Origin of the sequence: Herbaspirillum sp. 3R11, assembly GCF_004563925.1 — a bacterium.
Lineage (GTDB): Bacteria > Pseudomonadota > Gammaproteobacteria > Burkholderiales > Burkholderiaceae_D > Herbaspirillum.
In genome coordinates this window covers 279,435-302,051 of sequence record NZ_SPNJ01000001.1, presented here as the reverse complement: position 1 = coordinate 302,051, position 22,617 = coordinate 279,435, and the positions used below count along the sequence as shown (strand labels likewise).

At 59.0% G+C, this 22,617-nt stretch carries 20 protein-coding genes; 5 read left to right on the top strand and 15 right to left on the bottom strand.

Annotated elements, in window-relative coordinates; translation table 11 throughout:
• Window positions 1-41: 41 nt before the first annotated feature.
• Window positions 42-1,865: an ATP-binding protein gene (locus E4P32_RS01365; RefSeq protein WP_116433601.1), complete on the bottom strand. Its 1,824-nt coding sequence runs from the start codon at window positions 1,863-1,865 to the stop codon at window positions 42-44.
• 237 nt (window positions 1,866-2,102) lie between these two features.
• Here E4P32_RS01365 and mutS point away from each other — a divergent pair, with 237 nt between their 5' ends.
• Together mutS and E4P32_RS01355 are read left to right on the top strand one after the other, a co-directional pair.
• Window positions 2,103-4,799, top strand: a complete 2,697-nt coding sequence (mutS, locus tag E4P32_RS01360; RefSeq protein ID WP_116433602.1) for a DNA mismatch repair protein MutS — start codon at window positions 2,103-2,105, stop codon at window positions 4,797-4,799.
• 5 nt (window positions 4,800-4,804) lie between these two features.
• Window positions 4,805-5,743 (top strand): hypothetical protein, encoded by a 939-nt coding sequence (locus E4P32_RS01355; protein WP_116433954.1) that lies wholly within the window; start codon window positions 4,805-4,807, stop codon window positions 5,741-5,743.
• Between the two features lie 87 nt (window positions 5,744-5,830).
• Here E4P32_RS01355 and E4P32_RS01350 read toward each other — a convergent pair whose 3' ends face one another.
• The gene (locus E4P32_RS01350) at window positions 5,831-6,385 is read right to left on the bottom strand and encodes a peptidylprolyl isomerase (RefSeq protein ID WP_116433603.1); all 555 of its coding nucleotides are present in this window, start codon (window positions 6,383-6,385) and stop codon (window positions 5,831-5,833) included.
• A 232-nt stretch (window positions 6,386-6,617) separates the two neighbouring features.
• Between E4P32_RS01350 and E4P32_RS01345 the strand changes: the two genes are divergently transcribed.
• Window positions 6,618-7,742 carry a cupin domain-containing protein gene (locus E4P32_RS01345; protein WP_116433955.1) on the top strand — a complete coding sequence of 375 codons (1,125 nt, stop codon included), beginning with the start codon at window positions 6,618-6,620 and terminating at the stop codon, window positions 7,740-7,742.
• A 320-nt stretch (window positions 7,743-8,062) separates the two neighbouring features.
• Entirely contained in the window at window positions 8,063-8,413 is a 351-nt protein-coding gene (locus tag E4P32_RS24195) for a hypothetical protein (protein WP_199525590.1), read from the top strand.
• 23 nt (window positions 8,414-8,436) lie between these two features.
• On the opposite strand, the gene E4P32_RS01335 is transcribed toward E4P32_RS24195, so the two are convergent.
• The 10 genes from E4P32_RS01335 to E4P32_RS01290 form a co-directional block, all read right to left on the bottom strand.
• Entirely contained in the window at window positions 8,437-9,216 is a 780-nt protein-coding gene (locus tag E4P32_RS01335) for an MBL fold metallo-hydrolase (RefSeq protein ID WP_116433605.1), read from the bottom strand.
• 183 nt (window positions 9,217-9,399) lie between these two features.
• On the bottom strand, window positions 9,400-10,458 hold the full coding sequence (gene bamC / locus E4P32_RS01330) for an outer membrane protein assembly factor BamC (protein WP_116433956.1): 1,059 nt from the start codon (window positions 10,456-10,458) through the stop codon (window positions 9,400-9,402).
• A 180-nt stretch (window positions 10,459-10,638) separates the two neighbouring features.
• Window positions 10,639-11,517, bottom strand: a complete 879-nt coding sequence (gene dapA / locus E4P32_RS01325; protein WP_116433606.1) for a 4-hydroxy-tetrahydrodipicolinate synthase — start codon at window positions 11,515-11,517, stop codon at window positions 10,639-10,641.
• A gap of 140 nt (window positions 11,518-11,657) precedes the next feature.
• On the bottom strand, window positions 11,658-12,857 hold the full coding sequence (locus E4P32_RS01320; protein WP_116433607.1) for a tryptophan--tRNA ligase: 1,200 nt from the start codon (window positions 12,855-12,857) through the stop codon (window positions 11,658-11,660).
• Window positions 12,858-12,870: 13 nt separating this feature from the next.
• A complete protein-coding gene (locus E4P32_RS01315) occupies window positions 12,871-13,530 on the bottom strand; it encodes a site-2 protease family protein (protein WP_116433608.1) in 660 nt (219 codons plus the stop codon).
• Between the two features lie 196 nt (window positions 13,531-13,726).
• Complete coding sequence (locus E4P32_RS01310; protein WP_016833461.1) at window positions 13,727-14,353, bottom strand: L-threonylcarbamoyladenylate synthase; 627 nt, start codon at window positions 14,351-14,353, stop codon at window positions 13,727-13,729.
• 85 nt (window positions 14,354-14,438) lie between these two features.
• A complete protein-coding gene (htpX, locus tag E4P32_RS01305; protein ID WP_116433609.1) occupies window positions 14,439-15,314 on the bottom strand; it encodes a protease HtpX in 876 nt (291 codons plus the stop codon).
• Between the two features lie 89 nt (window positions 15,315-15,403).
• Window positions 15,404-16,240 carry a 3',5'-nucleoside bisphosphate phosphatase gene (locus E4P32_RS01300; protein WP_116433610.1) on the bottom strand — a complete coding sequence of 279 codons (837 nt, stop codon included), beginning with the start codon at window positions 16,238-16,240 and terminating at the stop codon, window positions 15,404-15,406.
• Window positions 16,241-16,354: 114 nt separating this feature from the next.
• Window positions 16,355-17,233, bottom strand: a complete 879-nt coding sequence (locus E4P32_RS01295; RefSeq protein WP_116433611.1) for an alpha/beta hydrolase — start codon at window positions 17,231-17,233, stop codon at window positions 16,355-16,357.
• A gap of 88 nt (window positions 17,234-17,321) precedes the next feature.
• Window positions 17,322-18,347: a patatin-like phospholipase family protein gene (locus tag E4P32_RS01290; protein ID WP_116433612.1), complete on the bottom strand. Its 1,026-nt coding sequence runs from the start codon at window positions 18,345-18,347 to the stop codon at window positions 17,322-17,324.
• A 100-nt stretch (window positions 18,348-18,447) separates the two neighbouring features.
• Between E4P32_RS01290 and E4P32_RS01285 the strand changes: the two genes are divergently transcribed.
• Entirely contained in the window at window positions 18,448-19,044 is a 597-nt protein-coding gene (locus tag E4P32_RS01285) for a TIGR00730 family Rossman fold protein (protein ID WP_116433613.1), read from the top strand.
• A gap of 45 nt (window positions 19,045-19,089) precedes the next feature.
• Here E4P32_RS01285 and E4P32_RS01280 read toward each other — a convergent pair whose 3' ends face one another.
• The 3 genes from E4P32_RS01280 to E4P32_RS01270 all read right to left on the bottom strand — a co-directional run bounded on the left by E4P32_RS01280 (window position 19,090) and on the right by E4P32_RS01270 (window position 22,536).
• Window positions 19,090-20,331, bottom strand: coding sequence for a cystathionine gamma-synthase family protein (locus tag E4P32_RS01280; protein WP_116433614.1), 1,242 nt, complete (start codon window positions 20,329-20,331; stop codon window positions 19,090-19,092).
• 148 nt (window positions 20,332-20,479) lie between these two features.
• A complete protein-coding gene (gene purF / locus E4P32_RS01275) occupies window positions 20,480-21,997 on the bottom strand; it encodes an amidophosphoribosyltransferase (RefSeq protein ID WP_116433615.1) in 1,518 nt (505 codons plus the stop codon).
• 50 nt (window positions 21,998-22,047) lie between these two features.
• A complete protein-coding gene (locus tag E4P32_RS01270) occupies window positions 22,048-22,536 on the bottom strand; it encodes a CvpA family protein (RefSeq protein WP_116433616.1) in 489 nt (162 codons plus the stop codon).
• Between the last annotated feature and the right edge of the window lie 81 nt (window positions 22,537-22,617).

The window sequence follows — 22,617 nt, the reverse complement described above, 5'->3', positions numbered from 1 at the left end:
TTTCCGATCAAAGATTTGACGAAAATATTGACTACCGATCTTTACTCTAGCGACAACAAATTACCTATCAGTTCAAACAATGGGACAAAACCTGCAAAAGCATCTGCTTCCAGTTTAGGAACAATCGTCTCCGAGAAAGTATCTTTGCCAGAAATGATAACTCGATGCTGTAAAAGTTCGAAACCTAGCTGGAGTTGTTGTGACTGCGTGATCTTTATTTTTTTCCCGTTTACTAATAGTGCGGCCTCTCCTTGAGAGAAGGTCAGTCCCCTTCCTCTATGTTTTGTTCCCAAGGCATGGTCATCAAACATGTATTCGATCATATGATTTTGCGCATCGACATAGTCCGAACGATATGACGGCGCAGGTAAAAGGAATACATATGAATGCTTGTTCTTATGAACTTTGCAATCATTGAAAGCAGACAAAAGAGTGAAGTTTTTACTCAAACCTTGGAAGCTTTTAATTCCTTCATGATCTTGATCAAATATAGCAATACACTTTCTGCCGTCGTCAGGATGTACGCTCTCAATAGTCTTTGCCAGCATACCGGCGCCCCCGGTCCCTCCGTCTCCTGCAGGATCTGCCACCCTTACTTTGAAGGGCATAGGCTTTTTATATAACTTCTCCCAAGCAGTATCAATAATGAGTTTGTCGCTTTTTCCTTCTACCAAAACCAGCGGTAATTTCGAACTTCTGAGCTCCGCATGAATTTTTTCTTTTATCTTTTGAAGATCATGAAATTCGGCAATTTGAGCAGCATAAATCTGGTGAATTTTTTCTTGGATTTGCAACATTCCCAATTCGCGTTCCAATGACTCCATATGTTCAAAGTTCTTTCCTTTCCCATCTAGATTTACCAATTGAGTACGGTAATCGTCCTGAAACGTTCGGAATCTTGCTACGTGCGCGCCTTCCAGAGAAATAAAAGCCGGCGAATGGGTCGTGAGAAAAATCTGGCTCTTTTTAGCGTACAGAGTTGAAAACTCTTTCGCGAGTTTCTCCGTAGCTCCCATTTCCAACGAATTTTCAGGTTCTTCAAACCCCCAAATGAAGAAACGCCTACTTTGAGATGCCAACGCGTAAAGTACAGAAGACAGGTATCGCGCCTGAATCCCATCTCCGCGAGCCTGCAATGCGATCGGTTGATCGGTATTGCTGTCTGTCACAACATTAAAAGCATGGAAAAGTGCGGACATTTCCGTAGGAGATTTAAATCCAGCAGACAGCCCTGTCGCACTCTTGAACTCGCTATTAAGCTCAGCGACTTGCTTTCTCATCGTATCGGACATCGTCTTGACTATTCTGGTCAAGCTAGCAGATTGAGGGCCTTCCAGATCAAGCATGTTTTTTTGAAGCCTTGCAAGCAGATGCAAGGTGTATGGACGGTCCTTGATTGCTGGAACATACTCGTATTGGATTCGATTGAGGAAAGCTTGCAAGGCCCTTTTTGCGGTTGCCAATTTGGAAGGCAATTTATTTATCACAGCTGAAGAATCCAAATTATTTCGTTCTTCGTACTGCGCACTGTCCCGATACCAAGTGCGAGTAACTGAAAATGTCTCTGGCAAGCTAGCGGAGTAAGTTGAGGGTCGCTCAAATTCAATTTCCACAGAAATGAACTGCTTTCCCTTAACTGACTCTTTTCGGACGCTATCCAATCGTTGGACGGAAAAATCTTCGTAGAAAGAAAGCTCTCTCTTCCAGTCCGTTTGTTGATTAAAAAATAGATTTAGAGCTCGAAGTGTGTTTGACTTCCCGCAGTCATTGCGCCCCGATATCACATTTAACTCGGCGCAATCGTTAATCGAAGCCGTATAAATGGATCGGAAGTATCTAATTGTTACCTTTTTTATAATTTTCATTCGAACTCAATAGTCGTTATTAAAATTACGTTCTCTACTGAATATTAACAAATATGTTTCATTATTTCTTTCGTCGGCACAACATACGAAAAACAGACAATCAAGTTAATCCCCGGACCGGGAGAGGCCCCATTTCGGCTCATCGCTCCTGCACGCGGTAAAATGGCAGATCGCCAGAACCCCGAAAACTCGCAAGACGACGCCCTTCCGACTGAAGCGGCGGCGGCAATTGACTGAATGACCAAACACTTGAAATCCACCGTTGAATCCGATCCCGGCAGCGCCGGCGGCGAGAAGCACACTCCCATGATGGTCCAGTACCTGCGCATCAAGGCGGAGTATCCGACCACGCTGGTGTTCTACCGCATGGGCGACTTCTACGAACTGTTCTTCGACGACGCTGAAAAAGCCTCGCGCCTGATGGGCATCACCCTGACCCAGCGCGGCTCGTCGAACGGCTCGCCGATCAAGATGGCGGGGATTCCCTTCCACTCCGTCGACCAGTATCTGGTCAAGCTGATCAAGCTGGGCGAGTCGGTGGCGATCTGCGAACAGATCGGCGACCCGGCCACCAGCAAGGGACCGGTCGAACGCAAGGTGGTGCGCGTGATCACGCCGGGCACGCTGACCGACTCTGACTTGCTGCCCGAAAAATCAGAACGTCCGCTGCTGGCCGTCAACGTCGCCTCCAGCAAACAACGCAAGACCGTCACCGTCGGCCTGGCCTGGCTGTCGATGGCCAGCGGCGCATTGAAGCTCATGGAGTTCAGCGCCGAGCCGGCCTTGCTGGAAGCGCGCCTGAAACAGGAACTGGAACGCATCTCGCCGGCCGAAACGCTGATCGGCGACAGTGAGGAAGCCGCTTATGCGCATCTCCTCAGCGGCAAACCGACCACGGTGCCGGACTGGCATTTCGACCAGCCGAGCGGCCAGAAGGCCTTGCTCGATCAATTGTCGGTCGCTACGTTAAACGGCTTCGGCGCGGAAGGCATGAGCGCCGCCATCGGCGCCGGCGGCGCACTGCTGCGCTATGCGCAGTCGACGCAAGGCAAGGGCTTGCAGCATGTGCGCGCGCTGACGGTGGAATCGGAAAACGAATTCATCGGCCTCGACGCCTCCACCCGCCGCAACCTGGAACTGACCGAAACCATCCGCGCGCAGGATGCCAGCGCGCTGGCGCCGACACTGTTCTCGCTGCTCGACCATTGCCGCACGGCGATGGGTTCGCGCCTGCTGCGTCACTGGCTGCATCATGCGCGCCGTGATCAAAAAGTAGCCCGCGCGCGTCATGCGGCGATCAACGCGCTGATGCGCACCGATGCCTGCTCGGGCCTGTCGGCAACATTGGCGGCGGTGCCGGACATCGAACGCATCACCACGCGCATCGCGCTGCTGTCGGCGCGGCCGCGCGACCTGGCAGGCCTGCGCGGCGGCTTGCAACAACTCGGTTCGCTGCGCAATTACGTGGCGATGTGCAGCCGCGACGCCGATGCGCCGCTGCTGCTGGATCTGCACGACGCGCTGGCGACGCCGACCGAATGCCTGGACTTGCTGGAACGCTCGATCATGCTGGAACCGGCCGCGATGGTGCGCGACGGTGGCGTCATCGCACGCGGCTTCGACGCCGACCTGGATGAGTTGCGCGGCCTGTCGGAAAACGCCGGCCAGTTCCTGATCGATCTCGAAACGCGCGAACGCGCCCGCACCGGCATCGCCAACCTGCGCGTCGAATACAACAAGGTGCACGGCTTCTACATCGAAGTCACGCACGGCCAGACCGACAAGGTGCCGGACGACTACCGCCGCCGCCAGACGCTCAAGAACGCCGAGCGCTACATCACGCCGGAACTGAAGGCCTTCGAAGACAAGGCCTTGTCGGCGCAGGAACGCGCGCTGTCGCGCGAGAAATTCCTCTACGAACAATTGCTGCAAGACCTGTCGCCACACATCGTGACGCTGCAGGCCATCGCCCATGCGCTGGCCCAGCTCGATACGCTGGTGGCGCTGGCCGACCACGCCGCACGCAACAACTGGTGCGCACCGCAGTTGGTGACCGAGCCGACCATCGTGATTGAACAAGGCCGCCATCCGGTGGTGGAAAACCAGATCGAACGCTTCATCGCCAACGACTGCGCCTTCACCTCCGAACGCAAACTGTTGCTGATCACCGGCCCCAACATGGGCGGTAAATCGACCTTCATGCGCCAGGTGGCGCTGATCACGCTGCTGGCCTACGTCGGCAGCTTCGTGCCGGCCACCAGCGCGACGATCGGTCCGATCGACCGCATCTTCACGCGTATCGGCGCCGCCGACGATCTGGCCGGCGGTCGTTCGACCTTCATGGTGGAGATGACGGAGTCGGCCTCCATCCTCAACAACGCCACCGAGAATTCGCTGGTGCTGATGGATGAAGTCGGCCGCGGCACCTCGACCTTCGATGGCCTGGCATTGGCCTGGGCCATCGCCAAGCACCTGATCGACGCGACGCGCAGCTTCACGCTGTTCGCCACTCACTATTTCGAACTGACGCAATTGCCGGAGGTGCATCCGACTGCTTCCAACGTCCACCTGTCGGCGGTCGAGCACAAGGACAGCATCGTGTTCCTGCATGCGGTCCAGCCCGGTCCGGCATCGCAAAGCTACGGCTTGCAGGTGGCGCAACTGGCGGGCGTGCCGACGCCGGTGATCCGCGCGGCGCGCAAGCATCTGGCGGCGCTGGAAGCGCAATCGGTTCAGACCACGCCGCAGTTCGACCTGTTCAGCGCACCGGCGCGCGCCGACGATGACGATGTGCATGCAGCGTCGTCTGCACCGGTTGATCCGCTGGCACAAGCAGTCGCTGATGCGCTGGCAGATATCGATCCCGACGCCATGACGCCGCGGCAGGCGCTGGACGCCCTGTATCGCCTGAAGCAGTTGGGCGACGGCGCATGACGCGCATGAGGAAGCTGCTATCCGTTGCCCTGCTGGGAAGCGCCTTGTGCGTAGCACCGGCATCGTGGGCGCAGGACAGCTTCCATTTCGGCGTGATCGGGCATTCGTTTTCCGGGAGTCCTGACGAAGGTGTACTGCGCCGCGCATTGGACGAAAGCGACGCCGACAATCTCGCCTTCGTCGTCGTCAACGGCATCAAATCCGCATCGGAGCCGTGCAGCGATGCGCTGTACAGCGCGCGCCGCGATCTGCTCAAGGAAGCCGAGAACGGCGTCATCGTGTCGCTTGCCGCCAGCGACTGGGTCGGCTGCCGCAACAAGAACGGTTCCGTAGCAATCGAGCGGCTGAACCAGGTGCGCGACTTGTTCTTTCCTGATGAATTCTCATTCGGCGCCAGCAAGGTGCCGCTGTTTCGCCAGTCGGTCACACCGAAATTCCGCAGCTATACCGAAAACGCGCGCTGGGAATTCGGCAACGTGCTGTTCGCCACCGTCAACCTGCCGGCCGCCAATAATCACTTCCTTCAGGATGGCGGCCGCAACAGCGAATTCGAAGACCGCCTGATTGCCAACAAGGACTGGCTGCAACGGATATTCACCTTCGCCGCGCAAAAGAAGCTGGCCGGCATCGTGCTGTTCACCGACGGCAATCCGCTGGCGCAACCCAGCCAACGCCCTTTCCTTCTGCGCGGTCAGCGCGACGGTTTTGCCGAAACGCGCCAGCGCATCACCACGCTGGCGGCGACGTTCAAGGGCAAGATCTTGCTGGTGCATGGCGAGACCCTGAAGGACGAATCCAACGCCGGCATCGTCTGGCGTCGCAACCTGGGCAGCATCGGCGTGGCCTCGGGCTGGTCGAAATTCGCGGTCGACAGCGGCAATGCGGCGCTGTTCACATTGAGCGATTCTTCCAAGGCGGCGCGAGCGACGCCGCCGTCTCAGTGAACTCGCACAGGCGACGAGCACGCATAGCGCAGACATAAAAAAACGCAGCCACGGCTGCGTTTTTCATTGAGGCTGATGCAAGTCGAATCAATGCACAGGATGGCTGCGGAAGTGATCGCCTTCGTCGCCTTCATCGTCGCCATGATCGTGACCGTGATCGTGTCCATGGTGGCCGTGCGGACCGTGTACGTGCTGGTGCTGCACTTCTTCTTCGGTGGCGGCGCGTACTTCGGAGACGCTCAGATCGAAGCGCAAGGCGATGCCTGCCAACGGATGGTTGCCGTCCAGGACGACCTTGTCGTCGGCGATTTCGGTCACGGTGAACACCACCGATGATTCGTTTTCGTCATCCGGCGAACCTTCGAACTGCATGCCGACTTCGATCGGCGACGGCAGGCGATTCTTCGGTTCAATCTTGACCAGTTCGGCATCGTATTCGCCGAAAGCGTCGACCGGTTCGACCTGGATCGAGACGGTGTAGCCGGCTTCCTTGCCGTCCAATGCTTCCTCGATCTTCGGCAGAGTATTTTCGTAGCCGCCGTGGAGGTAAACCATCGGGTCGCGGCTTTCTTCGATCAGTACGCCCTGGGCGTCGGAGAGCTTGTAGTTGACGGAAACTACGGTATTTTTGGCAATCTTCATGTATGCCCCTTTCGTATGGCGGTATAGCTGGTAGGCTGTGTTATCGGTTACAGCAGGTGAAAAGAACTGCCTGCGCTTGCGGTTGGTGCGGGGCCTTGCTGCGGTGGCCCCGAGAAGGCATGACATAAGCTGGAATGCGCTGCAATCTGCACCCCGAATTATACCCGTTTGGATGTTTTGTCAGGCAAAAGGCCGCAGCGGCCAACACTCGCCCAACGACTATAATGACGCCATGAAAAATACCCTCGCTTTGCTCGGCGGCATCAGCCCCGCCACCTTCCTGCGCGATTACTGGCACAAGAAACCCCTGCTGATCCGCCAGGCGATTCCCGGTTTCCAGGCGCCGCTGACGCGCCAGCAATTGTTCGACCTGGCCGGTCGTGAAGACGTCGAATCGCGCCTGATCACGCAGAACGGCAAGGACTGGAAAATGGACCACGGTCCGCTGGCCAAACTGCCGCCGCTCAAGCAGAAGGAATGGACCCTGCTGGTTCAGGGTGTCAACCTGCATGAAAACGCCGCCGACGCGCTGCTGCGCGAATTTCGCTTCATTCCCGATGCGCGCCTGGACGACCTGATGATCAGCTACGCCAGCGACGGCGGCGGCGTCGGGCCGCATTTCGATTCCTATGACGTGTTCCTGTTGCAGGCGCACGGTCAACGCCGCTGGCGCATCAGCGCGCAAAAGGATTTGTCGCTGGTGGACGGCATGCCGCTGAAGATCCTGAAGAACTTCAAGAGCGAGGAAGAATTCGTGCTCGAACCGGGCGACATGCTCTACCTGCCGCCGCATTATGCCCATGACGGGGTGGCGGTCGGCGAGTGCATGACCTATTCGATCGGCTTCCGCGCGCCGGCTTTCCAGGAACTGGGCGAGGCCTTCCTGCAATTCATGGCCGATTCGATCGACCTGCCCGGCCGCTATGCCGATCCCGAGCTGGAGCCGGCCAAGCACCCAGCCGAATTGCCGGAGCAACTGCTCTCGCGCGTGGCCGATGAAATCAACAAGATGCGCTTCACCGACGACGACATCACGATTTTCCTCGGCGAATATCTGTCGGGACCGAAGGCCACCACTTACTTCGATCCGGTCGACAAGCCGCTCACGCCGGCGCGCTTCCTGCAGGCCGCAAACAAGCGCGGGATCAGGCTTTCACGCAAAACGCAGATGCTGTATCGCGGCAAGCACCTGTTCATCAACGGCGAGTCGTTTGCGGTCGGACGCGCCGACAAGGCGCTGCTGACCGTGCTGGCGGACGAACGGCGACTCGACAAAACGGCGCTCCCGAAGGCGTCGAAAGATGTGCTGGAGGCCTTCCACAACTGGTATCAGGAAGGCTGGCTTGAGCTTGCTTGAGAAGCTTAAAAATTCGGCAATTTTTTGTTTTCCGCGCATTTGCCATGGGCCGGAAACCTGCATGAATAAAGGCCTGACGACAAGCTGACGGGATTTGCAACAATCTTACAAATTCTTACAGAAAAGAATAATTCGCATGTGATTTTCCCAAAATGTAGCTATAATATCGGGCTGGAAAGCTTTCATTGTTGAGCTAACAAGCAAGACAAAGAAATCATCCTATAGAGCGATAATTACCGGTAATTATTCATCGCAAAATTTTATTATTATTGAAGGAATATTCATGACAAAGACTCTGTTGATCGCATCGTTGTTGGCTGTTGCTCTGGCTGCTTGCGGTAAAAAAGAAGAAGCTCCAGCACCTGCACCAGCACCAGCAGTTGAAGCTCCTGCAGCAGCACCAGCTGCACCAGCAGCTGATGCTAAGCCAGCTGACGCTGCTCCTGCAGCTCCAGCAGCTGATGCTAAGCCAGCTGACGCTGCTCCTGCAGCACCAGCAGCTGACGCTAAGCCAGCTGACGCAGCACCAGCAAAATAATCTTTTGATTATTGGAAAAAGCCGACCGATGGTCGGCTTTTTTTATGCCTGCGCGCTTTGCTTCCCCTGGCGCTCGCCTCTGTACACCCTCTGCTGCAGATCTTGTTGTTCCGCACGCCCCTCCCTCCGCTGAATACCATCCAGGCGTACGCCTCCTCAGGCGATGCCAATCCAGTCAAAACCCTCTTCCTGGCAAGCGATCATGACTTCACTCGGATGCGCTCCCAATGCGCCGCACAGCGCGGCACGTGCGAGCTCGGGCGTATTGTTCTTCAAGCTCAGATGCGCGCCGATCACGGTCTTCAGTTTTTGCTTGTCCAATGCCGCCAGGATGTCGGCGCTGGTGTCGTTGGCAAGATGGCCGTAGGCGCCGCCGATACGGCGTTTCAGCGATGGCGGATAGGCGGAATCGGCCAGCATCTGGCGGTCGTGATTACACTCCAGCACCAGTGCATCGCAACCACCCAGCGCCTGTACCAGATGGGCAGTTGATTGGCCGGCGTCGGTCAGCACGCCGAGCTTGCGCGTGCCGTCGCCTGCAACATACTGCACAGGCTCGCGGGCATCGTGCGGGACCGTGTAGGGCATCAATGACAAGTCGCCGATGATCACCGCTTCGCTATCGCGGCAAAAATGCAGCTGGACGTCCTTGCAGGCCTCTTCGCCCACGGCCTGGAAGGTGCCGTAGGTCAGCCACACCGGGATACGGTGGCGACGCGCGAACTTGAACACGCCGCCGACATGATCCTGATGTTCATGCGTGACGACGATGCCGTTGATGTCTTGTGGGAGTTTGCTGATGCGAGTCAGCCGACGCTCGGTTTCCTTGATGCCGAAACCGCAATCCAGCATGACCGTGGTAGTGGTCGTGCCGGATGTGCCGGAGATGATGAGGGCGTTGCCTTCGCTGCCGCTGCCGAGACTTGCGAATTTCAACGGTGGACTCGCGAAGGCATGTACTGCTTAGAACCTGTTTGCGATCTTACTGCAAGGCCATGATCCGGCGTCGGGCGGTGCTCGGAATCCTCATGTACTGAAGTACACTCCGGTTCCTCCGCTCCGGCCGCCACCGGCTGATGGCCTCTCGCTACAGATCGCAAACAGGTTCTGATGTAAGTATTACTTCAGTTGGTCATTCAGCAAACCGAGGATCTTGTCGGCGGTTTGCGAAACTTCCTGCTTGCCGTCGTTGTTCTGGACAGAGATGTCGCTGACATCGCCGGTGCCCTTGACCACGATACGGTAACGCGCAGCCTTCTTGTCCTTGTCCTTGGAACTGAACAGGTTCGAGAAGAAGCCGCCGGATTCCTTGTCCTTGGCGTCCTGGTTCTGGTCGACGTAACGCACGAAGTACAGGCCTTGCGTACGATCACGGTCTTCCACGGTAAAGCCGACGCGGTCAAGCGCCAGACCGACGCGGCGCCATGCGCGGTCGAAGCTTTCATCAACCCGGACGCTGGAACCGTTGGCGGTCTTGAGCAGCTTGGAACGGGCCTGCAGTGACGGAGCATTGGCGACGGCAGCCTTGGCCTTGGTTTCTTCGGCGCCCAGACGCACCATCAGGCGCGCCAGGAATTCGGCTTCGAGGCCCGGATCGGAAGGACGCGCAGTCCAGACCGAAGTCTCTTTGGCCGAACCGGTCAGCACTTCTTCGGCGCCGCGATGGCTCACGAAGATTTCGGTGGTGCCGTTCGGGCCGCGTTCCAGACGGGTGCGGAATTTGTCGCGCTCGCCGGTCGAATACAGCGAGTCAAACACTCTGCCCAACGTGTTGCGGATGAAGTCTTGCGGAATCTTGGCGCGGTTTTCCGCCCAATCGGTTTCCATCACGCCGGTATCTTGCGATTCGACGTTGATCAGGAAGCCCGAATCTTGCCAGAAGTCCTTGATCGGTCCCCACAGCTGCTCCGGCGTCTGCGACACGACCAGCCAGCGCTGGGTGCCGTCGCGCTCGATGCGCAGGTCGCCCTTGGCGGCCGGTGCCACGGCAGCAGCGTCGGTTGCCGGACGGGTCTTTTGTTCCAGGTTGTAGCCGGACGCAGTGGCGACGCCCTTGCTCGACTCCGGAATCGCGTAACGGTTGTCACGTTGCAGCTGGGTCAGATCAGGCGGCACTTCGAGTCGTGGGCCCTTGGCTTTTTCCGCGCTCTTGTAGTCGATACGATCCCCTTCCAGCATGTTGCTGACGGCGCTGCATCCTGCCAGGCTGGTGAAAGCCAGGGCAATCATAAGACCCGTGAGACCACGTTGTGGGAGGAGACGTGAAGCAGAGTGAACGTTCTTGCGAATTGTCATATCGTTGCAATGAAAAGCGGGTTCGGGTTCAAGGGAAAACGACACTGCCGTTTAGTTAATTAATTATTTTAATACACCGGACTCGCGCAGCGCGGCACGCACGGTATCGTGATATGCAGCGCCCAGCGGAGCCAGCGGCAAACGCATGCCGGATTCTATCAGGCCCACTTCGATCATCGCCCATTTCAGGGGAACCGGATTCGGTTCGACGAACAGTTTGTTATGCAAAGGCAGCATCTTGTTGTTCAGCTCGATCGCGCGGGCGAGGTTGCCGCTCATGGCCGCTGCGCACAGCTCGTGCATATCGCGCGGCGCAATGTTGGCCGTCACCGAAATATTGCCCTGGCCGCCGTACAGCATCAGCGCAAACGCAGTCGGATCGTCGCCGGAATAAACCGCAAACGACTTCGGCGCGAGACGGATCAGGTCAGTGCCGCGACCGATGTTGCCGGTCGCATCCTTGACGCCGACGATGCCCTTGACCTGCGCCAGGCGCAGGATGGTCTCGTTGCTCATGTCGGCAACGGTGCGGCCGGGGACGTTGTACAGGATCACCGGAAGATCGACTGCTTCGGCGATCTTCTTGAAGTGCAGGTACATGCCCTCTTGCGTCGGACGGTTGTAGTAAGGAACGACCTGCAGCGAGGCGTCGGCGCCGACCTTCTTGGCGAATTCGGTCAGCTCGATGGCTTCCGAAGTCGAATTGCCGCCGGTGCCGGCGATGATGGGAATGCGTTTGGCAGTGTGCTCAACCGCGACCTTGATCAGTTCGGAGTGTTCCTCGACCGAAACGGTCGGCGATTCGCCGGTTGTACCGACGATCACGATGCCGTCGGTGCCCTCTGCGATATGCCAATCAATCAATTTGCGCAGGCCCGGGAAATCGAGACTGCCATCCGGATGCATCGGCGTGACGATGGCGACTATGCTGCCCTTGATCATGATGTTAGTGCGTAATGAGAATACGGTTGAAAATAAAAGACCGATTGTAGCGGATAGCCACTGCTATCGGTCAATTTGTTCAGATTTGCTTACATAGTTCCTGCAAGCTGCAGGTTCCGTTACTGGCGTTGCTACGGCGATCAGTAACCCAGCCCCATGGCTTCGCGCACGTCGCGCATGGTGTCCTGCGCCAGCTTGCGCGCCGTGTCGCAGCCGTCGGCGATGATCGCGCGCACCAGCGACGGATCGTCGATGTATTGCTGCGCGCGCTCAAGCATCGGCTGCTGCTCGGCGAGGATGGCGTCGATCACCGGTTGCTTGCATTCCAGGCAACCGATGCCGGCCGAACGGCAGCCCTTGTCGACCCATTGCCGCACGGCATCGTCGGAGTACACCAGGTGGAATTGCCATACCGGGCATTTGCCGGGGTCGCCCGGATCGGTGCGGCGCACGCGCTGCGGATCGGTCGGCATAGTGCGGACCTTCTTGGTCACGGAATCCTTGTCTTCGCGCAGCGCAATGGCGTTGCCGTAGCTCTTCGACATCTTCGCGCCGTCCAGTCCGGGCAGGCGCGAGGCTTCGGTCAGCAAGGCCTGCGGCTCGGTCAGGATCAGCTTGCGGCTGCCTTCGAGGTAACCGAACAGGCGCTCGCGGTCGATCATCGACAAATTCTGCGCGTCGTCCAGCATGGCCTTGGCCTGCTCCAGCGCCTCTTCGTCGCCCTGCTCCTGGAATTGCGTGCGCAGTTCCTGATACAGCTTGGAACGCTTGCCGCCGAGCTTCTTGACGGCTTCGCGCGCTTTTTCCTCGAAACCTTTTTCCTTGCCGTACAGATGGTTAAAGCGGCGCGAAATCTCGCGCATCATTTCGATATGGGGAATCTGGTCGTCACCCACCGGCACCTGGCTGGCGCGGTAGATCAGCACGTCGGCCGCCTGCAGCAAGGGATAGCCGAGGAAGCCGTAGGTCGCGAGATCGCGGTCGGCGAGCTTTTCCTGCTGGTCCTTGTAGGTCGGCACGCGCTCCAGCCAGCCCAGCGGCGTAGCCATCGAGAGCAACAGGTGCAACTCGGCATGTTCGGGCACGCGCGACTGGATGAACAAGGTCGATTGCGAGGGATCGACACCGGCGGCGAGCCAGTCGATGACCATTTCCCAGGTGCTGGTTTCGATCACGCTGGGATCGTCGTAATGCGTCGTCAGCGCATGCCAGTCGGCGACGAAAAACAGGCAAGGCAATTCGGATTGCAGCTTGACCCAGTTCTTCAGGGCGCCGTGGTAATGGCCCAGATGCAGCGCGCCTGTGGGGCGCATACCGGAGACAACGCGATCAGGATACATGGTTGTGATTCAGTCAGAAAAAGAAGGATATCGGCGACACGATCAGTTGCAGCAGGCTGCCTGCCAGGTACATCACCGGCGCCATCCACCAGGTATAAATCACCTTGAGCAGCACCAGCGCCATCACGATGAAGAAGCCATAGGGCTCAATCTGTGCAAATTTATACGCATATCGGTTCGGCAGCAAACTGGTCAGGATGCGGCCGCCATCGAGCGGTGGAATCGGGAACAGGTTGAACGCGAACATGACAAGATTGGTCAGTACACCGGCCTTGGCCATGAGCATGAAGAACTCTTCTTCGACGCCGCCGATGGCCAGCCCGTAAATCATCAGCGTCCAGATCAGCGCCATCAGGAAGTTGGCGGCGGGACCAGCCAACGCCACCCAGGCCATGTCGCGCTTGGGCTTGCGCAGCTTGCCGAAGTCCAGCGGCACCGGTTTGGCGTAGCCGAACAGGAAAGCGCCGCTGGTGGCGAAATACAGCAGCACCGGAATGACAATGGTGCCGAAGGGATCGATGTGCTTGAGGGGATTGAGGCTCATGCGCCCCATCATGTAGGCGGTATTGTCGCCGAAGTACTTGGCTGCGAAGGCGTGGGCCGCCTCGTGCAGTGTAATCGCGAACAGTACCGGGAGCGCATACACTGCGACAGTCTGGATAAGATCATTCATGGGTGCGAATTTTAGCAGAGGTAGCAGAGGGAAAAGGACGGGCTGCGGGAATATCGAGCGTCTTCCGGCCGAAACCGTCGTGATCGGAAGATGAAATTATCAAAAAGACAATTTCAATATGCACAAAACAAGATGAAACGAAAACGGACCGCAACATGGCGGTCCGTTCCTGAGGAAATTAATTTCCCGGGAGGAATTACAAACCGAACGGCGCGGCGTCGCCCCGCCCTTGCCTGACCAGCACCGGCTCGTTGTCGTCGCTGAGGTCAATCACGGTGGTCGGCTCCAGGCTGCAGGCGCCGCTGTCGATGACCAGTTCGATCTGTTTTTCGAGGCGTTCACGGATTTCCTCGGCGTCAGTCAACGCATCTTCCTGATCGGGAAGGATCAGCGTGGTGCCGATCAGCGGCTCGCCCAGTTCGGCCAGCAAGGCATGGGCGATCTGGTTTTCCGGCACGCGCAGGCCGATGGTCTTGCGCGAGGGATGGCTCAGCCGGCGCGGCACCTCTTTGGTGGCTTCCAGGATGAAGGTGTACGGCCCCGGGGTGGCGGCCTTGAGCAGACGGTATTGCCGGTTGTCGACCTTGGCGTATTGCGCGATCTCGCTGAGATCGCGGCACAGCAGGGTCAGGTGATGCTTCTCGTCGACGCCGCGGATACGGCGCAGGCGTTCCACCGCGTCCTTGTTGTCGAGCTGGCAGACCAGCGCGTAACAGGAATCGGTAGGCAAGGCCACGATGCCGCCGCCATGGATGATCTGCGCGGCCTGCTTGACCAGGCGCAGCTGCGGGTTGTCGGGATGGATCTGGAAAAACTGACTCATGGGTCCTTCAAATTAGACGAATCAACTGTCTGTCAAAAAGGCAAAAACGGCGGTTGTGACGCCGCCGTTTTCTGCCGTCACCAGCTTAGCGCTGACCGCGCAGCGCAGCGATGCGTTGCTCCATCGGCGGGTGCGTGGAAAACAATTCCATGAAACCGGGCTTGTCGCTGATGCCCATCGCCGCCATCGATTGCGGCAAACCGGCGGAAGAAATGCCACCCAGGCGCGCCAGCGCGTTGATCATCGGTTGCGGACCGCCGAGAAGTTTCGCAGAACCGGCGTCGGCGCGGAATTCGCGATGGCGCGAGAACCAGGCGACGATCATCGAGGCGCCGATGCCGAACACGATCTGGCACACCATGACGGTGACCATGTAACCGATGCCGGGACCGGAATTGTCATTGCTACGGCGCAGCGCCGAGTCGACGAAATAGCCGACCACGCGCGACAGGAACACCACGAAGGTATTCACCACGCCCTGAATCAGCGTCATCGTCACCATGTCGCCGTTGGCGATGTGGGCGACTTCGTGGCCGAGCACGGCTTCGACTTCTTCCTTGGTCATGCCCTGCAGCAGACCGGTCGAGACCGCCACCAAGGCAGAATCCTTGAAGGCGCCGGTGGCGAAGGCGTTGGGTTCGCCTTCATACACAGCCACTTCAGGCATGCCGATGCCGGCGCGCTGGGCAAGTTTGCTGACGGTATTGACCAGCCAGACTTCAGTGGAATTGACCGGCGTGTCGATCACGCGCGCGCCAGTGCTCCATTTCGCCATGGTTTTGCTCATCAGCAGCGAAATGATCGAACCGGTAAAACCGACCACGATGGAAAACACCAGCAGCATCGGCAAGTTCAGGCCGGAACGCGTCAGGAATTTGTCCACGCCGAGCAGCGACAAGATCACGCTCATCACCACCAGCACGGCAATATTGGTCGCGAGGAAGAGGAATATGCGTTTCATCCGGAAAACTCCTATCAGGAAAGTGGTTATTAGATAGGAACAATTGGGGAGAAATCAAGGGACTTGCGCATGCAACACAGGCAAGAGGCTTACAGGTCCCAGTCGTGCCAGACCGGCGTCAGGCCCGAAGGCAGCGGCGGCAAGGCGCCCAGATCGACGCGCGATTCGCCCGGACCATGAAAATCCGAGCCGATCGAGGCCAGGAAGCCGAAACGCTTGGCCACGCGGGCGTATTCCTCGTACTGGTCGGGTGTATGGCTGCCGGTGGTGACTTCGATGGCGGCGCCGCCATGTTGCTTGAACTCATCGAACAAGGCACCGAATTCGAGCTCGCTGTACTGGTAACGGCCCGGATGAGCGATCACCGCTACACCGCCGGCGCCGCGGATCCAGTCGACCGATTCCTTGAGCGACGCCCAGCGATGCGGTACGTAGCCCGGTTTTCCTTCACACAGGTAGTTGCGGAACACTTCCTTGGTATCGGCGCAACGGCCGGTTTCGACGATGTAACGGGCGAAATGGGTACGCGACATCAGGTCGGGATTGCCGACATGTTTCAACGCGCCCTCGAACGCATCAGGGATGCCGGCGACTTCGAGTTCGGCGGCAATGTCACGCGCACGCCGCTCGCGGCCGTTGCGTGTGGCAGCCAGCCCCTGTACCAGCGCGGCGTTGGTTTCATCGATGCGCAGGCCGACGATATGCACCGTCTGGCCGGCCCAGGTCACCGAAATCTCGACGCCCGGGATGTAACGCAGGTCGAGCTCTTGCGCCGCCTTGCGTGCGAGGGCGATGCCGCTGATTTCGTCATGGTCGGTCAGCGCCCAGACGTCGACGCCGTTGGCCTTGGCGCGCGCAGCCACATCCGCCGGCGGCAGCAAGCCGTCGGAGACGTTGGAGTGGCAGTGCAAATCGACGTTGAGCATGACGGGCGAGACCTCGGAAATGGAGAAAAAGATGTCTCCATTGTACGCCGCCTGCGCCGTCTCTGCTGCACGTGCACACGCGGCGGGCCAGCAGCGAACCGGCAGCGCCGAGGCTTATTCCGCCAGGAAACGCTCGATTGCCGCAGCCAGCAATTCCGGCTGGTCGTGATGCAGCATGTGGCCGGCATCAGGAATGATTTCGGTGCGCACGTCGGGGATGAAGGCAATACGGCGATCGATCTCGGCGCGCATCAGCGAGTTCTCGCCGAACCAGCGCCAGATGTCGGTTTCCGCTGCTTCCACCCACAGCACCGGAGCAGTGATACGGGCCCAGCAGGCGGTCACTTCGTCGATGCGATACAGCAGCGGATTGGTGTTCTTGTGCGCGGGGTCGCCGAGGATTTCCCAGTTGCCGTCATCGTTCTGCCCCGCCCAATGCGCCGCCAGGAACACCGCGCGCTCGCGGCTCAGGCGCGGGTTGGTCTTTTGCAGGCGGGCGATGACGCCGTCGAGCGAGGGATAGGAACGCATCTCGGGTTTTTCCAGCAACTCGTCGAGCCACTTGGCGAAACGTCCGGGCGCGTCCTCGGGCTTGGTGCCGGGCAAGCCGAAACCTTCCAGGTTGACCAGCTTGGCAATGCGCTGCGGCCGCACGCCGGCATACAGGCCGACGACGTTGCCGCCGAGGCTGTGGCCGAGCAGGTTGACCGCTTCATCGGGCGAGTAATGCAGCAGCAGCGCATCGAGATCGGCGAGATAGTCCGGATACCAATAGGTGTCGGCCTGCGGCCGTTCGGTCAGGCCGAAGCCGCGCCAGTCGGGGGCAATCACATGCCATTCCTTCTGCAGGCAATCGACCATGAACTGGAACGATGCGGAGATATCCATCCAGCCGTGCACCATGAACAGCTTGGGCGCTTGCGGGTCGCCCCAATGGCGCACGTGGTACTGCAAGCCGCGGATGTCGAGGTATTCGGAACGGGATGGCTTCATGGGATGGAGATCGAGGACTATCGGAAAGCCTGACAGTATAAGCTCCTCCGTCTTCGCCCGCCCTGCCATGTCTTGCCTTCCCTCACGCCTATTGCAGGTAGCGCCCGAGATCGAACGAGGATTTCAGGCCGAGCATGTGGAAGTTCTTTTCCAGCCAGCGCCCTGCAGCCTGCCTTCCTTCGTCGTGCAAACCGTGGATGAACGAGGTCTTGGTGTTGAGCTTGCTCATGACGTCGAGCTGGCTCATGAGGTCATTGGCTTCCACCAGGTGCATGTTGAGCTTGCGGAGGCGGCGCTCCAGCGTGCCGAAGGCGAACATGGCGTTCTCCGCTTCGCGCTTGGCCAGCGCCAGGCCGCCAAGTTCGGTGAAGAAGGCTGAGCTGAAACTGATTTCGCTCAGGCGCTGGCCGATTTCCTGTGTCGAGGTCGGCGTGCCGGGCCGGCTGCAGGGATGCAGCAACACCACCAGCAAGTCGCGCGCCGAGCACAGGTGCAGCAAGGGAAAGATCGGCGGATTGGCGGTCAGGCCGCCGTCCCAATAGGTTTCGCCGTCAATTTCCACCGGACGGTGCATGGAAGGCAGACAGGCCGATGCGAGCAAGGCGTCCACGGTCAGCTCGCGGTTGCGGAAAATTTTCAGCGTGCCGGTGCTGACCCGGGTGGCGGCAATGAACAGCTTGATGTCGCCGGTGCTGCGCAAGCGTTCGAAATCGACCTGTTCTTCGAGGATGTCGCGCAACGGGTTGATGTCGAGCGGATTGAGCTGGGTCGGCGAAAAGAAACGCGTCATCGCCAGCAAGGCGTGCATCGCCGCCGGGGTGCTCTGATTCAGCAGGCTGGAACCGCCGGGCAGCATTTCGGGTGGCAGGAAGCTGAACGGCTCCTTGGTGGCAATACGCCCCCAGAATGCCGCCAGGGCTTCGCGCGCGCCTTCGCGTCCGCCGAGGTTGTAGCCGTGCGCCAGCACCGTGGCGTTCATGGCGCCTGCGCTGGCGCCGCTGATGCCTTCGAAGGCGATGCGTTCGTCTTCCAGCAAGCGGTCCAGCACGCCCCAGGTGAATGCCCCGTGCGAACCGCCCCCTTGCAACGCCAGTGTCACGATTTTGTTTTGCATGCTGTTCCTTAGCTTGAGTCATCCTCTCGCCGCCTGTCACGATCAGGTCTTGTCCTCATGTTATAACATGGCGGTATTGATTAATCCGAGCGAAAGAAAAATGAAATCCATCTGTGTATATTGCGGTTCCTCCGTGGGCGCTTCCGAAGTCTACGCACAAGGCGCGCGCGCCCTGGCGCAGCAAATGGTCAAGGACAATATTGCCCTGGTGTATGGCGGCGGCAACGTCGGTCTGATGGGCGTGATTGCAACGGAAGTGATGCGACTGGGCGGCGAAGCCACCGGCGTCATTCCCAAGGCGCTGCTGGACAAGGAGCTGGGCCATCACGGCCTGACCCGCCTGCACATCGTCAAGGACATGCACGAACGCAAGGCCATGATGGCGGAATTGTCGGACGGTTTTGTCGCCATGCCGGGCGGCATGGGTACTTTGGAAGAATTGTTTGAGGTGCTGACCTGGGCGCAGCTCGGCTTCCACTACAAGCCGATCGGCCTGCTCAACGTCGACGGCTTTTACGACAACCTGATCGCGTTCATCGAACACTTGGTGTCGCAGCGTTTCCTGACGGCCGAACAATCGCTGCTGATGATGCACGATGCGGATCCGGCCAACCTGGTCCAACGCTTCAAGACCTACAAGCCGAGCTACACCAACAAGTGGGCCGACCACAAGGCTGTGAACCAGCTGCTGCCGTAAAAAGCCTTACGCCACGCCGGTTGTCGCCGGCATGGCGTGCTTGTCTTACGAGTCCAGCGCCTGCCTGAAGTCGTCGACCAGGTCGACGGTATCTTCCAGGCCGATGGACACGCGAATCAGCGATTCGGCGATGCCCATCGCTGCACGGCGCTCCTGCCCCATCTCAAAGAAGATCGTGTGCGCCACCGGGATCACCAGCGTGCGTGTGTCACCCAGGTTGCTCGACGCCACCGCCAGTTGCAGGCGGTTCAGGTAGTCGAAGCAGTCGATGCCATCCTTCAGTTCAAAGCTCAGCAAGCTGCCGTAGGAACGGAACAGCTCGGTCGCCAGCGCGTACTGCGGATGCGACGGCAGGCCCGGGTAGTACACCGCCGCCACGCGCGGATCGGCGTCGAGCATCTGCGCCACGGCGAGCGCGTTGGCGCATTCGCGATCCTGGCGCAGCGCAATGGTTTCGGCGCCGACGGCGATGTGATGCGCCGCTTCCGGTCCCAGCGAAGCGCCGAAGTCGCGCAAGGCCTTGGCGCGGATCTGCGCCATGCCCCACTGCGGCTGCGGATTCTTTTTGTAGTTGTCGGCGATGTGCGGATAACGCGACCAGTCGTACAGACCCGTGTCGGTCAGCGCGCCGCCCAGCGCGTTGCCGTGGCCGCCGATCGACTTGGTGAGTGAATTGACCACCAGCCCGGCGTTAACCGCCTTGGGTTGGAACAGATAGGGAGACGTCATCGTGTTGTCGACGATGTACAGGATGCCGCGCTCGCGGCACAGCTCGCCGATGCGCTTCAGGTCCGCAATCTGGGTGCGCGGGTTGGCGATGGTTTCAACGAAGACGATGCGCGTCTGCGGCGTCAGCGCGGCTTCCACCAGTTTGACGTCGGTGGCGTCCACCATCGACACGCGCGCGCCCTGCGCATGCACCGTCATCCACATGCTGTTGGTGTTGCCGAACAGGAAAGCCGACGACACCACGTGGTCGCCTTCGCGCAGCAGTCCCTGGATCACGGCGCCGATGGCGGCCATGCCGGTGGCGAAGCAGATCGTCGAGAGGCCGCCTTCCATCCTGGTGACCTTGTCTTCCAGCGCCGACACGGTCGGATTGCCCTGGCGACCGTAGCGGTAGCCCGATTGCTTGCCCTGGAATACTTCGGCCAGCTGGCGCGCATCCTTGTAGCCGAAGGCGACGGAGGTGTGGATCGGTTTGTGCAGCGAACCGTGTTCGATGTCCTTCTGACGATCGCTGTGCAGGATGGTGGTGGTGAAGCCGTAGTTCTTCTTGTCGTTCATAGATGTCGAGGTATGAGGCGGTAAATCGTCGGAGAACAGTGATGATAAGCCAGTTCCGCGACGGCCGCAGCATTGCGATGGCGCCAATGAAAAACGCCGGACGCCATAGCGGCGGTCCGGCGTTTATCTTGTCCGACGGCGGGGGAAATCAGTCCACGCGCGCCAGGTTCAGGTTCAGTTGCGAACGGACAGCATCTTCCAAAGCCGGTTTCGGATTCTTGCGGGCGAACTCGATACGATCGAGGTAGTCGCGCGAGATGTCGCCGGTGATGTAGTTGCCGTCAAAGCACGATGCTTCGAAATTGCGCAATGCCGGATTGATGTCGGAGATCGAACGCTTCAGGTCTTCCACGTCCTGGTACACCAGCGCGTCGGCCGTGATTTCGCGGCAGACTTCTTCGTCGGTGCGGCCGTAGGCTATCAGTTCGTCGCGCGTCGGCATGTCGATGCCGTAGACGTTCGGGAACTTCACCGGCGGCGCTGCCGAAGCGAAGATCACGCGCTTGGCGCCGGCTTCACGCGCCATCTGCACGATCTCACGGCTGGTCGTGCCGCGCACGATCGAATCGTCGACCAGCAGCACGCTCTTGCCCTTGAATTCGGAACCGATGGCGTTGAGCTTCTGGCGTACCGACTTCTTGCGCAGGCCCTGGCCCGGCATGATGAAGGTGCGGCCGATGTAGCGGTTCTTGATGAAGCCTTCGCGATAGTCGAGGTTCAGCTTGAGCGCCAGTTCCATCGCAGCAGGACGCGACGAATCGGGGATCGGCATGACGACGTCGATTTCGCCGCTGGCGATTTCGCGACGGACCTTCTCGGCCAGGTATTCGCCCATCTTCAGGCGGCTGGCATAGACCGAAGCGCCGTCGATGACCGAGTCCGGACGCGCCAGGTAGACGAATTCGAACGCGCAAGGATTCAGCGTCGGATTCTCGGCGCATTGCTGGTTGTACAGCTTGCCGTCGTTGTCGATGAAGATCGCTTCGCCCGGCATCACATCGCGCAGGAAGCGGAAACCGAGGCCTTCCAGCGCCACGGATTCGCTCGCCAGCATGTATTCGGAACCCTTGTCGGTTTCGTTGAAACCCAGGCACATCGGACGGATGCCGTACGGATCACGGAAGCCCAGCAGGCCGTAACCGGCGATCTGCGCCACCACGGCGTAGGAGCCGCGCACCCGCTTGTGGACCATCGCAACAGCCTTGAACACGGCAGCCGGATCGAGCGAGTAGCCGGTCGTGGCTTGCTGCAATTCATGCGCAAACACGTTGACCAATACTTCGGTGTCGGAATCGGTATTGAGGTGGCGGCGGTCGTTCTTGAACATCTCGACCTTGAGCTGCTCGGTGTTGGTCAGGTTGCCGTTATGCACCAGGATGATGCCGAACGGCGCATTGACGTAGAACGGCTGCGCTTCCTCTTCGCTGGAGCTGCCGGCGGTCGGATAGCGCACCTGGCCGAGGCCGGTGTTGCCCGGCAGCGAACGCATATTGCGGGTACGGAACACATCGCGCACCAGACCGTTGGCCTTATGCATCGAAAAACCGTTTGCGTGGTTGGTTGCGATACCCGCTGCATCCTGACCGCGATGCTGCAGAAGCAGCAGCGCATCGTAGAGCAACTGGTTGACTGGACTATGGGAAACGACGCCGACAATGCCACACATGGTGGACTCCTAAGCAAAAACAAACGAAGAAACGAAACCAACAAACAAAATCAAAAATGGACGTGCTGTGCGAACTGCCCCGGCAAATACGGTTTGGCGGTCTCGGCGGCGGTTTCCGCCAGCGAACTGAAACGCGCCTCTTTCCAGAATGGCTGCTGCGGAATCGACGTCGTACCGCATAACAACACCACGGCCAGCACGATCACCGCGCCGCGCGCCAGGCCGAATACCGCGCCCAGGCTGCGATCGATCAGCGACAGCCCGCTTGCCTTGACCACTTCCGACATCGCCCTGGTCACCAGGCCCATCAACAGGCGCGTACCGATGAACAACACGATGAATCCCACAATCAATCTCGTCGACTCGCCCGGAATCACGTCGGGCAACATCTGGGCCAATGCTTCACCATAGGCGTTGGCGACGACTAATGCAATTATCCAGCTGGCCAGCGACAACACTTCGCGCACCAATCCGCGCAACATGCTGATGACGACCGAACAGGCCAGCACCAGCAAGACCAGGTAGTCGAAGATCGTCACGACGACAAACCCGGCGAAGACGAAGAATCAGACAACAAGTCAGACAACAACACAGGCAACATGAGCAATATGCGACCGGAT

What these genes read in the sequence shown, in the direction of transcription:
- bamC (WP_116433956.1), bottom strand. Translation starts at nt 10,458, where the DNA reads ATGCTGGAAGGGGATCGTATCGACTACAAGAGCGCGGAAAAAGCCAAG.
- purF (WP_116433615.1), bottom strand. Translation starts at nt 21,997, where the DNA reads ATGTGTGGCATTGTCGGCGTCGTTTCCCATAGTCCAGTCAACCAGTTG.
- E4P32_RS01320 (WP_116433607.1), bottom strand. Translation starts at nt 12,857, where the DNA reads ATGTATCCTGATCGCGTTGTCTCCGGTATGCGCCCCACAGGCGCGCTG.
- E4P32_RS01280 (WP_116433614.1), bottom strand. Translation starts at nt 20,331, where the DNA reads ATGAACGACAAGAAGAACTACGGCTTCACCACCACCATCCTGCACAGC.
- mutS (WP_116433602.1), top strand. Translation starts at nt 2,103, where the DNA reads ATGACCAAACACTTGAAATCCACCGTTGAATCCGATCCCGGCAGCGCC.
- htpX (WP_116433609.1), bottom strand. Translation starts at nt 15,314, where the DNA reads ATGAAACGCATATTCCTCTTCCTCGCGACCAATATTGCCGTGCTGGTG.
- E4P32_RS01310 (WP_016833461.1), bottom strand. Translation starts at nt 14,353, where the DNA reads ATGAGTCAGTTTTTCCAGATCCATCCCGACAACCCGCAGCTGCGCCTG.
- E4P32_RS01295 (WP_116433611.1), bottom strand. Translation starts at nt 17,233, where the DNA reads ATGAAGCCATCCCGTTCCGAATACCTCGACATCCGCGGCTTGCAGTAC.
- E4P32_RS01350 (WP_116433603.1), bottom strand. Translation starts at nt 6,385, where the DNA reads ATGAAGATTGCCAAAAATACCGTAGTTTCCGTCAACTACAAGCTCTCC.
- E4P32_RS01300 (WP_116433610.1), bottom strand. Translation starts at nt 16,240, where the DNA reads ATGCTCAACGTCGATTTGCACTGCCACTCCAACGTCTCCGACGGCTTG.
- E4P32_RS01355 (WP_116433954.1), top strand. Translation starts at nt 4,805, where the DNA reads ATGAGGAAGCTGCTATCCGTTGCCCTGCTGGGAAGCGCCTTGTGCGTA.
- E4P32_RS01290 (WP_116433612.1), bottom strand. Translation starts at nt 18,347, where the DNA reads ATGCAAAACAAAATCGTGACACTGGCGTTGCAAGGGGGCGGTTCGCAC.
- dapA (WP_116433606.1), bottom strand. Translation starts at nt 11,517, where the DNA reads ATGATCAAGGGCAGCATAGTCGCCATCGTCACGCCGATGCATCCGGAT.
- E4P32_RS01365 (WP_116433601.1), bottom strand. Translation starts at nt 1,865, where the DNA reads ATGAAAATTATAAAAAAGGTAACAATTAGATACTTCCGATCCATTTAT.
- E4P32_RS01285 (WP_116433613.1), top strand. Translation starts at nt 18,448, where the DNA reads ATGAAATCCATCTGTGTATATTGCGGTTCCTCCGTGGGCGCTTCCGAA.
- E4P32_RS01345 (WP_116433955.1), top strand. Translation starts at nt 6,618, where the DNA reads ATGAAAAATACCCTCGCTTTGCTCGGCGGCATCAGCCCCGCCACCTTC.
- E4P32_RS01315 (WP_116433608.1), bottom strand. Translation starts at nt 13,530, where the DNA reads ATGAATGATCTTATCCAGACTGTCGCAGTGTATGCGCTCCCGGTACTG.